The sequence below is a fragment of the Nonomuraea rhizosphaerae genome (assembly GCF_019396405.1).
Classification (GTDB): Bacteria; Actinomycetota; Actinomycetes; order Streptosporangiales; family Streptosporangiaceae; genus Nonomuraea; species Nonomuraea rhizosphaerae.
Genome location: NZ_JAHKRL010000107.1, coordinates 1 through 13,441, shown reverse-complemented (window position 1 = coordinate 13,441; position 13,441 = coordinate 1). Strand labels below are relative to the sequence as shown.

At 70.1% G+C, this 13,441-nt stretch carries 13 protein-coding genes, 1 tRNA gene and 1 riboswitch; of the genes, 6 read left to right on the top strand and 8 right to left on the bottom strand.

The features are described 5' to 3' along the window. Positions 1 to 290 (top strand): response regulator transcription factor (locus KME77_RS05375; RefSeq protein WP_219462550.1); only part of this gene is annotated, 290 nt, incomplete at its 5' end. A gap of 141 nt (positions 291 to 431) precedes the next feature. Continuing rightward, on the top strand, positions 432 to 668 hold the full coding sequence (locus KME77_RS05370) for a hypothetical protein (protein WP_219462549.1): 237 nt from the start codon (positions 432 to 434) through the stop codon (positions 666 to 668). Between the two features lie 61 nt (positions 669 to 729). Here the strand turns inward: KME77_RS05370 and KME77_RS05365 are convergent, their stop codons facing one another. After that, the gene (locus KME77_RS05365) at positions 730 to 1,767 is read right to left on the bottom strand and encodes a cobalamin biosynthesis protein (RefSeq protein WP_372451137.1); all 1,038 of its coding nucleotides are present in this window, start codon (positions 1,765 to 1,767) and stop codon (positions 730 to 732) included. A 10-nt stretch (positions 1,768 to 1,777) separates the two neighbouring features. Continuing rightward, the gene (locus KME77_RS05360) at positions 1,778 to 2,560 is read right to left on the bottom strand and encodes a phosphotransferase (protein ID WP_219462547.1); all 783 of its coding nucleotides are present in this window, start codon (positions 2,558 to 2,560) and stop codon (positions 1,778 to 1,780) included. An 84-nt stretch (positions 2,561 to 2,644) separates the two neighbouring features. Here KME77_RS05360 and KME77_RS05355 point away from each other — a divergent pair, with 84 nt between their 5' ends. After that, positions 2,645 to 3,379, top strand: a complete 735-nt coding sequence (locus KME77_RS05355; RefSeq protein WP_219462546.1) for a ZIP family metal transporter — start codon at positions 2,645 to 2,647, stop codon at positions 3,377 to 3,379. A 217-nt stretch (positions 3,380 to 3,596) separates the two neighbouring features. Here the strand turns inward: KME77_RS05355 and KME77_RS05350 are convergent, their stop codons facing one another. Further along, a complete protein-coding gene (locus KME77_RS05350; protein WP_219462545.1) occupies positions 3,597 to 4,511 on the bottom strand; it encodes a tyrosine-type recombinase/integrase in 915 nt (304 codons plus the stop codon). A 176-nt stretch (positions 4,512 to 4,687) separates the two neighbouring features. Here KME77_RS05350 and KME77_RS05345 point away from each other — a divergent pair. Continuing rightward, a tRNA-Arg gene (locus tag KME77_RS05345) sits at positions 4,688 to 4,761 on the top strand. Between the two features lie 64 nt (positions 4,762 to 4,825). Here KME77_RS05345 and KME77_RS05340 read toward each other — a convergent pair. Both KME77_RS05340 and KME77_RS05335 read right to left on the bottom strand, forming a co-directional pair. After that, on the bottom strand, positions 4,826 to 5,098 hold the full coding sequence (locus KME77_RS05340) for a tyrosine-type recombinase/integrase (protein WP_219462544.1): 273 nt from the start codon (positions 5,096 to 5,098) through the stop codon (positions 4,826 to 4,828). A gap of 291 nt (positions 5,099 to 5,389) precedes the next feature. Beyond that, on the bottom strand, positions 5,390 to 6,490 hold the full coding sequence (locus KME77_RS05335) for a threonine aldolase family protein (RefSeq protein ID WP_219462543.1): 1,101 nt from the start codon (positions 6,488 to 6,490) through the stop codon (positions 5,390 to 5,392). A 233-nt stretch (positions 6,491 to 6,723) separates the two neighbouring features. Here KME77_RS05335 and KME77_RS05330 point away from each other — a divergent pair, with 233 nt between their 5' ends. Then, a complete protein-coding gene (locus KME77_RS05330) occupies positions 6,724 to 7,233 on the top strand; it encodes a hypothetical protein (RefSeq protein ID WP_219462542.1) in 510 nt (169 codons plus the stop codon). A 192-nt stretch (positions 7,234 to 7,425) separates the two neighbouring features. Here the strand turns inward: KME77_RS05330 and KME77_RS05325 are convergent, their stop codons facing one another. The 3 genes from KME77_RS05325 to KME77_RS05315 are packed head-to-tail and all read right to left on the bottom strand — an operon-like array spanning position 7,426 to position 11,545. Then, positions 7,426 to 8,505, bottom strand: a complete 1,080-nt coding sequence (locus KME77_RS05325; RefSeq protein WP_219462541.1) for an ABC transporter substrate-binding protein — start codon at positions 8,503 to 8,505, stop codon at positions 7,426 to 7,428. Beyond that, a complete protein-coding gene (locus tag KME77_RS05320; protein ID WP_219462540.1) occupies positions 8,502 to 9,515 on the bottom strand; it encodes an LLM class F420-dependent oxidoreductase in 1,014 nt (337 codons plus the stop codon). The genes KME77_RS05325 and KME77_RS05320 overlap by 4 nt, the downstream gene beginning before the upstream one ends. Before the next feature lie 14 nt (positions 9,516 to 9,529). Further along, the gene (locus KME77_RS05315; RefSeq protein ID WP_219462539.1) at positions 9,530 to 11,545 is read right to left on the bottom strand and encodes a YcaO-like family protein; all 2,016 of its coding nucleotides are present in this window, start codon (positions 11,543 to 11,545) and stop codon (positions 9,530 to 9,532) included. A 399-nt stretch (positions 11,546 to 11,944) separates the two neighbouring features. Then, a riboswitch (cobalamin riboswitch) is annotated at positions 11,945 to 12,124 on the top strand. 142 nt (positions 12,125 to 12,266) lie between these two features. On the opposite strand from KME77_RS05315, the gene KME77_RS05310 reads away from it, so the two are divergent. Further along, the gene (locus KME77_RS05310) at positions 12,267 to 13,268 is read left to right on the top strand and encodes an ABC transporter substrate-binding protein (protein WP_219462538.1); all 1,002 of its coding nucleotides are present in this window, start codon (positions 12,267 to 12,269) and stop codon (positions 13,266 to 13,268) included. Positions 13,269 to 13,441 lie beyond the last annotated feature (173 nt).

Sequence of the window (13,441 nt, the reverse complement as noted above, 5' to 3'; positions counted from 1 at the left end):
GTGAGCCCCCCGCCAGCGGGGAGCGGCGGGGGTCGGGGCCGTTGCGGAGCGAGGCCGCCGCCGCGGCGGCCGCCGGGCGGGTGAGCCTCACCTCCGATCCCGGGCTGTCGGCGCGTGAGCTGGAGGTGCTGGGGCTGGTCGCCGAGGGGCTGAGCAACCGGCAGATCGCGGAGCGGCTGTTCATCTCGGCGCGTACCTCGGGGGTGCACGTGTCCAACATCCTGGCCAAGCTCGGCGTCGGCTCACGGGTCGAGGCCGCTGCCCTGGCCCGCCGCAACGGCCTCGTATGAGGCTGATCGTCGGCGTTGCTGCTCTTTACTGCGGAAATAAGATGGTGACGGTAATTACTTCCCAAAGCGGCCTATCTGAGTATTGTTAGGTTCCCAACTCGTGCGGGGGCACACCTCCTCAGACTCCGGAGGAGCGACTCAATGGATACGTCCGATAGTCGCATTGTCGTTTTATTCATCATCATCGCATTTGCCCTGTTCGTGGCGGGTCGGCGCTTTCAGTCGATGGTGTCGGCGCGTCAGGCGTGGCGGCACTCCATGAGGGCCGTTCCGATCAAAAGGCCGACTCAGGGAAGCTCGCTGAAGGTCATGTTCGGGGTGGCTCTGATCGTCATTGTTGTCTTCTGGTTCGTCACCAACCTGCAAACCCTGACATAGCCGCATTCGGCCACATCAAGCTCGGCCGCGGCGGCCTGCCTCAGCTTTGTTGGCGCCTGCCTCAGGCTTGTCGGCGGCGGCGCAGGGTCCAGGCGGTCAGCACCGCGAGGCCGGCGGCGGTCAGGCTCACCGTCCGGGTGAGCCGGGCCGCGCGCCGGATGTCGCCGATGCCGGGCTTGCGGCCGTGGCCCATGGTCGGGCGGTGTTCGGTCCTGCCGCCGTAGACGTTCGTGCCGCCGAGCGTGAGGCCGAGCGCTCCGGCGAACGCGGCCTCGCACCGGCCCGCGTTCGGGCTGGGGTGGCGGTGGCCGTCGTCCCGCAGCACGGCCAGCGCCTGCGCCGGGTCGGGACCCACCAGTACGGTGATCAGCCCCGTCACGCGTGCGGGCAAGTAGTTGGCGACGTCGTCGAGCCTGGCCGCCGCCCACCCGAACCGCTTGTACCGGGGCGAACGATGACCGATCATCGCGTCCAGCGTGTTGATCGCCCGGTACGCCAGCAGTCCCGGGATCCCCGCCACGGCGCCCCAGAGGAGAGGGGCGACGACGGCGTCGGAGGTGTTCTCGGCCAGCGACTCGACGGTGGCCCTGGCGATCTCCGGCGGCTCCAGGTGGGAGGGGTCGCGGCCGCAGAGGTGGGGGAGGCGTTCGCGGGCCCTGGCCAGGTCGCCGTTCTCCAGGGCCGTGGCCAGGTAGGCGCCCTCGCGGGCCAGCGTGGTGCCGCCGAGCACCGCCCAGGTGGCCAGGGCCGTCAGCGCCGTGCGTACCGTGGGATCGGAGGTTCGCTCGGCCGCGACCCCCAGCGTGGTCACGGCGCCGACGCAGAGGACGACGTGGGCGACGCCGTTCCGCCTGGCGTCGCCGTACAGGGCCTGCTCCAGCCTGGCCGCCGCGCGCCCGAACAACGCGACCGGATGGGCGGCGGTGCGAGGGTCGGCGAGGACGGCGTCCAGCGCGACGCCGAGCGCGATCCCGAGAGGGCGTGCGACGGAGCCCGACCGGGCGGGGGAGCTGGGGCGGGCGGAAAACCCACGACGAGCGGAGGGCCCACGGCGGGCGGAAAACCCACGAGGAGCGGAGGGCCCACGGCGGGCGGACAAGCCCGACTTTTCACACCAAATGCGCATGCAGCCTATCTTCGTGGGCGTCCAGCCAGGCGGTCGCGCGGCGGATCCGCTCGCCCGCGCCGCTCGCCCACATCCTGGCCCAGCTCCCGCCCGCCTCCGCGCGTTCGCGCATGACCGTGTACGAGCGGTGGAAGCGCAGCCTGGACAGCTCCAGCAGCCGTCGCCGCTCCCGGGGCGGCACGCCGTACGCGTCGCAGAACAACCGCAACCGCGTGCCGACGTCCAGCCCGCGCTGCAGCGGAGGAAGATCGACCGGGTCGGCGATGGGCGCCCAGTGCCTGAGCGTCGTGACGATGTCGAACAGCCGCGTCGTCGGCCGCGCCAGATCGAAGTCGATCAACGCATGCGGCAGCCCGTTGCGGAATATCACGTTCTCGATGGTCAGATCGCAGTGCCCGACGACCTCCGGGGCGGCGTCGTCGTTCGAGCCGCCCTCCCAGCCGTCGAGCGTGAGCGGGAAACTCGCCGTGGCGTCGTGGAAGTCGCGCAGCAGCGCGGCCAGCCGTACCAGCGCCTCGTCGGTGACCGTCGCCATCGTGAGGCCGGTCGTACCGGGGATGTAGGTGAGGATCTCGCGCCCGAGCCCGTCCATGCCCACCACCCGGGGCGCGCCCTCGAACCCGGCCGCCTCCAGATGGCGGAGCAATGCGTGCACGGCGGGCGTCGACGGGCGCGCCGGCCTGCGCACGGTGTCACCGACCCGGACCACCCCGTCTGTCACGTCCCCGCCCTGCAAAGGAACCTCGTGCAGGAGCGTCGCGAACATGCCACGACAGCTTAGACCCTTTTACACCGCTCCCGCCTGGCGTTTTACTGTGCCGCAGTCCCGCAACCCCTAGCGTGGAGTTCCATGCCGATCCTGCTGTCGTTGGCTGCCTTCCTGATGACGCTGCTCGGCGGGCTGGTCGCGGACCGTGTCAAGAAACGCCGCCACCTCGTGCTCGGCGCCGCCGCGGGCGTGATGCTGGGCGTGGTGGCGTTCGACCTGCTGCCGGAGGCGCTCTCCCCGGACGCGGCCACACTCGGCGGGGTGCCGGTGCCGATGCTCATGCTCGCGCTGGCGTTCCTGGGCATCCACGTCGCCGAACGTTCGATGGCCATGCACGACGCCCACGAGGGCGACTACGCCTCCCACCGGCACACCCACGCCGGAGTCGGCCTCGTCGCCGGCGCCGGGCTCGTCGTCCACAGCCTGCTGGACGGGGCGGCGATCGGCGCCGCGTTCCAGAGCGACAGCACGCTGGCGGTGGCGGTCGCCATCGGCGTCATCGCGCACGACTTCACGGACGGCTTCAACACCTACACCATCACCTCCCTGTACGGGAACGCGCGACGGCGGGCGCTGACCCTGCTCGTCCTCGACGCCCTCGCCCCGGTGACCGGGGCCACTTTGACGACGCTGATCACCATTCCGGAGGGGGTGCTGGAGGCTTACCTGGGGCTGTTCTCCGGGTTCCTGCTGTATCTGGCGACGGCCGACATCCTGCCCGAGGCCCACGCGGCCAACCGCGCCACGGCGCCCACGCTGGTGGCGACGGTGGCGGGGGCGGCGTTCATGTGGGCGGTCATCGCCCTGACGAGCTGACCGTCGCACCCGTTTCTGGACCGGTGAGAACGTCCCTGTTTGTCCGGAGATCGACGCCTCGCTCAACATAGGGGTCCCCTCACCTGGACATGGCCTTTGAGGGGCCCCTGACTCGCACCTGGCCACTCAGGGGTTCCTCGTTCGGACCTGGCAGGCTAGGGGCCTCACTCGAACCCGGCAGGCTAGTGGCCTCCCCGGACCTCGCCGCCCAAGACCCTCACTCGGACCTGGCCGCCGCCTCCGCGTACCTCCGCACCACCTCGGCGCTCTTCCACCCGGCGATCCTCATCAACTCCCCGGGATCCCCGCCGGCCTCCAGATACCCGTCGGCCATCGTCTGCCGGAACCGGTGCGGATGCAGCCGCCCCGCGATCCCCGCCTCGCGCCCCCGCCGTTCCAGCATCTGCTGGATGCCCGTGGCGGTCAGCCGCCGTTCCCCGCCCTCGGCCGTGATCCCTCGTACCGGCAGCCACAACCAGGGAGAGGCCGCGTGCGGATGCCGAGCCCGCGCCCGCACGTACCGGTCGATCGCCGCAGCCGTCCGACTCCCTATCGGCGCAAGGTACACATCCTGCCCGCCCCCATCTTGAGGCGATGACTGGCCGCGCAGGACCCGCAACAACCCCCGCCCCAACCACACATCCCCCACCTGCTCATCCTGGGCCTGCTCATCTGGGGCCTGCTGTTCATTGCCCCCGCAGTACCGCAGCCCCGCCAACCACGACAACCGCATCCCGTTGTCCATGAGCACCCGCACGATCGCCGTATCCCTGCGATCCACCCACGACCCCCCGGAACACACCTCCAGCAGCGTCTCCAACTCCCGCTCACTCAACAACTCAGCCGGACGATGCCCCACTTTGGGTGGATCGATCCCCTCCATGGGCGTCCCCGCAGTACGCTCCTCCTCAGCGATCACCCAGTTGAAGAACACCCGCAGGTTCCGAAAGTGCTTGTGCGCGTTCCCCGCGCTGGTCGTCGCCGTGCTGTCATCAAGAAACGCCCGCACCCCCGCGGCCTCCACCGCCTCCACCTCCACCGGCAATCCACGCTCGGAGAGAAACAGGGCGAGGACGCGTACGCTGTCGAGGTAACTCCGGATCGTCCCGGGCGACTTGTCGGCCGCCCGCAAGGACAGCTCCCAGGAGGGCACCAGGTCGAGCAGGGGAGACGAAGGAGGCGCCTGTCTTCGGGGCCGTCTCCGGGATCGCTCCATGGGCCCTCCAAATCCGATACTGTTGGATCGGTGCACGATTATGCTACCGTCTCATATGGTCAGTGAATATCCTGGTCAGACGGCAAATTTAAGCGCCCTTAGCTCAGCTGGATAGAGCACCGGACTTCTAATCCGACGGTCGCAGGTTCGAATCCTGCAGGGCGCGCCTACTTCTAGCCTGAGACCTGCGGTTCTTGGCTGACCGAGAATCTGATGGCTTGGCAGGGCGGCTAGGGGAGACCTTCGGTCTCGGACGGTCCCTCACGACGGCAGTGCGGGACCAGGGCAGCACTCGCTCCGGCCGTCGCGTGCGTCAGCTCCGGCAGCACGTTCGTGTACGTATCCGACGTGATCGCCTGAGACGAGTGGCGCAGCATCGCGCTCGTGGTCTTCATGTCATTGCCCGCCGCAAAGCTGAGCGTGGCCGCGCCATGCCGGAGATCATGGAAACGGATCGGCGGCAGACCGGCTGCGAACGCCACCCGCTTGAAGTACTCGCTCACCCAAAGTCGCATGGTAGATACCGCCGATCTTCTTGGCGTTCGTGTAGTCCTCTGGGGCAGCTCTCAGTGCGGCCGCCAATTTTTCCTGCTCCTGGTCGGTGATCTGCTGGAGCCGTCTGTCGATCTCGGGGACGACGTTGTCCGTGAAGTGCGCCTCGCCGCGTTACAGATCACGCAGGCGGAGAAGGAGGGGCGGCCGGCGCGTGTAGCATCACGATGCAGATACGGACATCGGGGGCAGGCGCGGTTTCTGGTCGTCTCCCTTTCCACTGTGCTGGTCGTCCTCGCCTGTTACGGCCGTGACGGCACGTAAGCGGCGGAGGTGGCGCGGGCCAGCAGGTCGTGTAGGAGGGCGACCACCTCGTCGGGGCTGAACTCCATGGCGTTCTCGCCGACGCTGACCTCGAAGGCGCATCGGCCGGGCTCGGACGCCGAACGTACCCGGCCCCAGAGCTGGATGCCGTGTTCGGTGAGGATCGCCTGGCCGGCCTGTTCGACGGCGCGCCGGTCGGCGGGCAGGTGGATGTGGAACAGCGGGGTCTGCGGTGGGTCGGGGTAGGCGCGGGCGGTGCCGTCGGCGTTGATCGCGGTCGCGATGGCGATGGCGTGCTCGCGGTAGGCGGGCATCTGATCGGCCAGGGTGTCGAGGTGGACCAGCGCGGCCAGGGCGAGCGGCCAGGCGTCGCGGATGCCGCCGCCGAGTCGTTGCCGCCACACCTGTGCCACCTTCATGGTGGCCGTGTCGGAGGCGAGTACGGCGCCGCGCACCCCTTGCAGGCTTTTGTAGAGGGAGAGGTAGACGGTGTCGAACAGGGCGGCGATCTCGTCGAAGGGGCGCTGGTAGTAGGTCTGGGCCTCCCAGAGCCGGGCGCCGTCCAGGTGGGCGGCGGCGCCGGTGGCGCGTACGAGCGCGACCTGCTCGCACAGATCATCCCATTCGGGGAGCAGGCCGCCGATGTCGCGCTGCGGCAGTTCCCAGACGACCGTCGCCAGCGGCTCGCCGATCGCCTCCAGGTCGGCGGCCGTCATCAGCTCGTGCGGGTCGCCGGTACGGCGCATCCGCAGGCTGTGGACGGCGTTGTAGCCCTGCTCCTCCCACACGTCCAGGTGCGACTGCGGGTGGGCGGCGAACGTGCGCCGGCCGAGCCGGTCGGCGTGCACGCGCAACGCGCTCTGCTGAGCCATCGTGCCGCTGGGGAAGAACAGCGCGGTTTCCTTGCCCAGCAGGTCGGCCAGCCGCCGCTCCAGCACCGCGACGGGCCCTTCGGGGCCGTCGGGCGGGGTGTCGTCATCCACCAGGGCCAGCATCTGCTCCAGGACCACGCGTGGCCTGCGCCGGATCGGCGCGTGCAGGAACAGCGACCGCCGCACCGGCGGGCTGGTGTCGGGCATGAGGGCCTCCTTCGGTCATGGCGGCAGGTCCGTACGTCATCCGCGGTGGCCTTCTCGTGCCGAGTGCTTCGGCGTCGGCCGCCTCCGGGGATGGAAGCTGCATTGATTTGGCAGCTGAAAATCTATGGCGGTTGCCTTCCGTCGTCCGTAGCGGGTCCCGGGGCGAAGTATCACGCGAGTGGGACGTCCACGAGAGGGCGTCCCTGAGGGACATAGCGTGTGGGGAGACGATGATGACGAGACGATTCGTGACGGTGCGGACGCCCGATCTCGCGCCGGTCGTGGTCGAGACGATCATGCTTCGGGTGGATCAGGCGGGCGGCTGGTCGTACCGGCGCATCCTGGTCGTACCCGAAGCCGGCGAGAGTCCCGACGAGGCCGTCCGTCGCAGCTGCGAACTGCCGCGGGAGGAATCGTCCACTGTCGTGCACTCCACGAGCTGGCGCTATCGGCGCGAAGGACAAGTCATCCTCACTTATGCGGTGTGTCCGGACCCGAAGCCGCAGCTGCCCGCTGACGCACTGGCTGTCCTGCGTATCGCTCAGGGCAGCACGCCCGCAACTCCGACGCCGGAGCGGGTGGAGGTGGGCAACGTGGTCGCGCATGCCGTCCGTCATCTGGCACTTCTGCTGGCCACCGACATGGTGGTTCGCCGGGCGCTGCTGCGTCATCCCGGGGTCGTGATGGCGCTGGAAGGGCTGTCTCCGATCACCATGCACCAGATGCGGAGCGACGCGGCCTGAATGAGGGCCTATGCCGCCCGCCACACCTGGCCCGCTTGTCTGCGGGCCGGATCAGCATGCCGGAGGTGAGCAGTTCGCAGGCCTGGAGGGGGTGGGCGGCTTCGGCGTTCAGTTCGCCGAGCTGAGCCCGGATCTGGCGCCTTGTCCGAGCATGCGCTTGTGCGGTCAGGTGGGCAGGAGGCGGGCGGGTGATCATTGGGTGAAGGCGTCGGGGTGCAGGAAGCGGGCGATGTCGACGATGGCCAGGATGTTGCGGTAGCCGGGGTGCTGGGCTGCGACCGGCACGGCGAGGAAACGCTTGGCCTTGGCGGCGGGGCTGTCCTTGGCGATGGCGAACGTGTCGGCGGCCTTGGCCTGCGCGTTCGGCATCTTCTCACCGAGCAGCTCGGCGTAGTCGCTGACCAGGACCGCCTCGGGCTGAGCCGCGCTGACCTTCTCGACGCTGACCTCGGTGTAGTCGCCCTTGACGTCGGCCAGCACGTTCACCCCGCCCGCCTCGGTGATCATCTGGTTGGTCAGGCCGGCGCCGCCGTAGGCGTTGACCGGGCCCTTGCCGCCGTCGGTGGCCAGCACCTTGACCGGTGGCCTGCTGCTGACGCGCTTGCGTACGTCGGCGAGCTTGTCCCGCAGGTCGGTGATCAGCTTGTCGGCGCGGTCCGGGACGCCGAAGATCGCGCCGAGATTGCGCAGGTCGGTGAAGGTGTCGTCGAGGGTGAACTTCAGCGTCTCCTCGGGGCTGCACCAGTTGCCCATGATGTAGACGGGGGTGCCGGCCGTGTTCAGCTCCTGCACGGTGGCGAAGCCGCCGGCGGCGTCGAAGCTGCTCATCGTGTTGTCCAGGACGAAGTCCGCGCCCTGGGCGAGCATGACCTCCTTCTGCGGCAGCATGATCGACGGCGAGATCTCCGTGATCTTGTCGTACGCCTCCTTCTGCCCCGGCAGGAACGCGCTCTCGGAGAACCTCGTACGGGCGGCGACCCGGTCTCCCAGGCCGAGCGCGAGCAGGGTCTCCAGGGCGGGCTGGTAGCCGGTCACCACCTTGGCGGGCGGCTTGTCGAAGGTGAGGGCGCGCCCGCAGTTGGTGATGGTGACCGGGAAGCCGGCCTGGGCGGCGGGTGCCGCCTGTCGCGTGGCGGAAGTCTCCTGTGCTGTGGCCTGGTCCGCCGGTCGCGCGGCCGGCGCCTGCGAGCACGCGGTCAGCGCCAGCGCCGCGACCAGCGCCGCGACCAGCGCCGCGACCAGCGCCGCCATCAGCGTCGGCAGACGTCTCATACGACCGCCTCCAGCAGCTTGCTGTCGCGGGTGATGAGGGCGAGCGTCCCGACCCGCGACTCCTTCCACGCCGCCAGCCGGTCGACGATCCGCGGCAGCGGCCCGAGCAGGGCGACCTCGTCCAGCAGCGCGTCCGGCACGGCGGCGATCGCCTCGGCGCGGCGGCCCTCGCGGTGGTGGGCGCGGATCGTCTCGGCTTCGGCCTCGAAGCCGATCTCGCGGGCCAGGTCGAAGTAGGTGTTGCGGACGCCGGGCACGTCCGGGCCGAGGTAGGCGGCATACAGCGGGCGCAGCTCGTCGCGGGCCTTGTCCAGGTCGCGGGTGCGGACGGCATGGGTGATCACGGTGATCTCGACGGCTTCCGGGTCGCGGCCGGAGCGTTTGAGTCCTTCGTCGAGCGGTGTGGTGATGACGGATTCGCGTTCCGGGGAGTAGAAGCCGGGCAGCCAGCCGTCGGCGATCTCCCCCACCAGGCGCACCATGCCCGTCCCGATGCCGGCCAGGTAGGTCGGGATCGTGGTGCGTACCGGGTCCAGCAGCGCCTTTACCGGGCGGGCCCGTCCTGTGGCGTCCGGGCCCTGGTAGGGGAGCTGGTAGTACGCGCCGTCGTGGGTGACTCGATCGTCGCAGCGGATCGCCTTGCGCAGGATCTCCACGTACTCGCGGGTACGGGCCAGCGGCTTTCCGTACGGGACGCCGTGCCAGCCCTCCACGATCCACGGCACCGACACGCCCAGCCCGAGCAGCAGCCTGCCCTCCGACAGGATGTCCAGGGTCAGCGCGGTCATCGCGGTGTTGGCCGGGGTGCGGCCGGCCAGTTGCAGGATGCCGGTGCCGAGCTTGATCCGCTCGGTCCTGGCCGCCAGGTAGGCCAGCACGCTGACCCCGTCGGCGCCGTACTCCTCCACGCTCCACACCGAGTCCACGCCGACCCGGTCGGCGTGCTCGACCAGCGGCAGGATCTCCGTCATGGGTTCCCCGTGGTAGCCCAGGGCCAGTCCGATCCGCATCTCAGAAGCACTCCTCACGCGAAGGGAAGGGGATCGAGGATCAGCTCGTCGGCGGCCTTACCGAGCCGGGATCCGCCGAGGAAGGGGAAGGCCGCGGGCGCGTTGCCGTACAGGCCGGGCACCACGACCCGCGCCACGCGCAGCCCGGTGGCGCGTACGTCGGGCGTGGTCAGATCCACGCCCACCGCCCGCAGTCCCGCCCCCGACAGCCGCTTGACGTGGTCGCCGGGGTCGACAGGCTCAGGCGGCGGGCCGGGGCGAGGATCGCGTAGCCGGTCCAGCGACGGGCCCTGCATGCGTGGGTCGAGGAAGAGCTGCAGGTTCAGCTCCAGGTCGGTCAGGTCATGCCAGTCGGGGCGGAAGGCGTCGCGATAACTCCGGTCGGCGCGGAACGGCCGGTAGGGATGATCGGCAGTGCGCCAGAGCGGGGCGTCGCCGTCCAGCAGGCCCAGGCTCATCGTGTACGAGACCACCGCCTCGGTGAACGCCTTGGCCGCCGCCGTCTCCGGATCGGCCCGGCAGGCGGTGCCGAACGCGACGACCTGGCGAGCGCGATCCTCCAGAAAGGCCCCGATGACCGGGACGCCGAACGGTGAGGGGATCGCCAGGAAGGTCACCGACAAGCCGCGGCTCGTCGCCTCCGCGACCGGACCGGCCGAGCCGGAAGGGGTGAAGCGGACGGCCTGCTCGCCGCGCAGCCACCACAGCGTGACCGCGTCGCGCTCGAACAGCTCCTCCAGCGCCGAGCGTTCGGCTCGCTCCAGGCTGGGGCCTGCGGCGATGCCCGCATTGGCGTGCATGTTGGTGTGCGGCGGGCGGGTGTGGTTGAGGTAGACCAGCGGGGCGGGCACCAGGACCTCCTGGCCGCCGGCCAGATCGCGCCCCGTCGCCCACTCGACCGCCAGCTCGCGGCCGAAGGGGGTGAACGGGAAGCCGGGGGCCGCGTACTGGTGCGGCGCGTACAGGGCGAGCTCCCGCGGATCGATCGCCTCGACGTCCAGCCCGGCGTAGCTGCCTTGGATCAGATCGTTGGGGACGGCGTTTCCGCAGTAGCGTTCCACCGCCTCGCCGATGGCGGCCTTGCGGGCCTGGCCTTCGTCGAAGGCGGCGCCGCCGGCCACCCGGTCGGCCTTCCACGGCGCGAACCGGTCGGTAGCCGCCACGTAAGCCCGGTAGATCACGCAGGCGTCCAGCGCGCCGCGCTCGCGCACCACCCGCGTAATCAGCCCGAACTCGGGATCCACGAGCTGTTCGGGCGAGGCGCTCCACTCCCAGCCGGGCCTCGGCAGCGGCAGTACGGGATGGCGGGTCAGCGAGGCGCCGACGATCAGCTGGTGGCCCTCGCTCGGGGCCGTACGCCCGGACAGGACCGCAAGCGCGTCATCGGCCAGCAGCCCGGCCGCGACCCGGCTCGAAGCGGTCCATGGATGGCCGGACAGGTGGTCGCCGGAGTCCAGCCGTTGCCACAGCGTCAGCAGCTCGTCCGGCAGCCGGGCGGCGGCGAGCCGGCGGGCGCGGGTGTCGGCGTAGGTCGCGGTGCGGCCGGGGATCGTGCACGGCCCGATGCGGAAGGACAGTCCGTCGGTGTGGCAGCGATGCCAGGGAACGCCGGCGCACAACCGGTCGATGCGCTGCCATTCGGTGTCAGGGAGCCAGTCCTCGCAGGCGATGACCAGGTCCACGCCCTCGACCGACTCCAGCGGGCCGCGTACCACCTTGACCTGCGGCTGGAGGAGAGCGGCGGTCATGTCGGCGACGGGAGTGTCCCCGACGACGTGGACGACGCGGTCGGCCAGGAGAACGGGGGCCTCTTGGCGGGTGAGGATCCCGCGTTCCTCCAGGGCTCGCAGCAGGTCAGCCAGATCCTCGTCGATCGGGATGGTCCCGGCCAGGGCTTGCGGGAGGCGCCGCATGAGCGCGCCGGGAGTGAGGATGCGGGTCACGCGGCCGTCGGGCTCCTGGCAGCGCCAGATGCCGTCGGCGCCCGGGTAGAGCTGGTGTCCGGGGGCGATGCGGAGCGGGAGGGTCATCCGGCAGGCCTCCGGAGTCGTGCGGTCGGGGTGCGGGAGACCCGGGCCTGCGGCCTCCCGCGGTCGATCACGTGTCAGTCGTCCTCGTTCCAGGCGAACTCGGTGTCGACTGCCGGTGTGTGCGCCCTCACGCAGACGGTGAGGTCCTCGATCTCTTCGAATGCGACATGTGCCATGGTCAGCCTCCTCGTGGATAGCTTGCATGAATCTCGCAATTGCGAGTTATTCGCAATAAGTAAGGTAAGCGGAGCCGGGAGAACGGTCAATGGGCTTGCGGGAGAAGCCGAGTGGTGACGGTCCGCTCGCATCCGGCACGCGTCCGGTTATTCGCCTGTGGGCCGTCCGCGGATGACTCATGGCGGGAACCCGCCAGCCGACACGCCCTGGGGGCGGAAGCCCGCGTATGAGACGATGCCGGACGAAGGCGACGGCGGAACGAGGAAGCCGGTGTGAATCCGGCGCGGTCCCGCCACTGTGATCGGTGAGCGATCCCCGAAGCAAGGCCACTGCCCTGACCAGGGTGGGAAGGCCGGGGTGAGCGTCGACCCGAGAGCCAGGAGACTCACGCGGTCGCCTCCTCGAAGGAATTGGGGCGGATCTCCCCAAGAGAGGACGGTGGTCGCCATGTCGTGCGTACGGCGTGACGCCTTTCCCGCTGCCCGTGGCGCGGGCATTCTCCAGCGATCCCGCCCCGTCATGCCGGTCAGGAAAGGTTCTGCCCATGACGAGCCGACGCTCGGTCCCCCTCCCGCTCCTGGTACTCGTCTTGCTGATCGCCGGTTTGGTCACCGGTTGCGGCAACTCTCAGCCCGGCGCCTCCCCGCCTCCGGCCGCCCAGGCCTCCGGCGCGGGATTCCCGCTCACCGTGACCAACTGCGGGGTGAGCACCACCTACCAGGCGGCCCCGCGGCGGGCGGTCACGATGAACCAGCACGTCACCGAGATCATGCTCGCGCTCGGGCTGGAGAAGTCGATGGCCGGCACGGCCTATCTCGATGATCGCATTTCCCCGCAGTACGAGGCCGCCTACAACAGCGTCAAGGTGCTCGCCAAGGAGTACCCCTCGTACGAGGCGCTGCTGTCGGCCGAGCCCGACTTCGTCTACGGCGGCTGGAGCAGCGCGTTCGACGACAAGGAGGGGCGTAGCCGCGAGACGCTGGCCAAGGCCGGGATCAACTCCTTCCTCAACACGGAGGAATGCCCGAACGGTCCGGTGACCATGGACCTGCTGGAGGAGGAGGTCCGCACGATCGGCCGGATCTTCGGCGTGAGCGACCGCGCCGAGCAGCGCGTCACCGAGTTCCGCGGCGTGCTGGACGGGGTCGAGCAGAAGATCGGCAAGGTCAAGCCGGTCAAGGTGTTCGTCTACGACAGCGGCGACAAGACTGCCTTCACCGCGGGCGGCGCCGGCATCGGCAACGACATGATCACCCGGGCGGGTGGGGTGAACCTGTTCGCCGACCTGCCCAAGGCGTACGGCGACGCGTCGTTCGAGCAGGTCGCCGAGCGCGCCCCCGACGTGATCGTCATCTACGACTACGGCGACCGGACGGTGGCGGACAAGAAGAAGTTCCTGCTGGCCAATCCGGCGCTCAAGGACGTGCCCGCGATCAAGGCGCAGCGGTTCGCGGTGCTGCCGCTGTCGTCCACGGTGCTGGGCGTGCGCGCGCCCGAGGGCGTCGAGGCGCTGGCCCGCCAGCTCCACCCGGCCAGTTTCACGTGATCGCTGTCGCCACAGCGCGGCGCCTGCCGTACTGGCTGGTCCTGGCCCTGATCGCGGCGCTGGTCGCCGCGGCGGCGACGGCCGGGGTGGCGGCCGGCTCCGTCCCGCTGGCGGGCGGCGGCGTGTGGGGGGTCGTGCTGCACCGCGGCGGTCCCCCGCTGGTCCCGCCCACC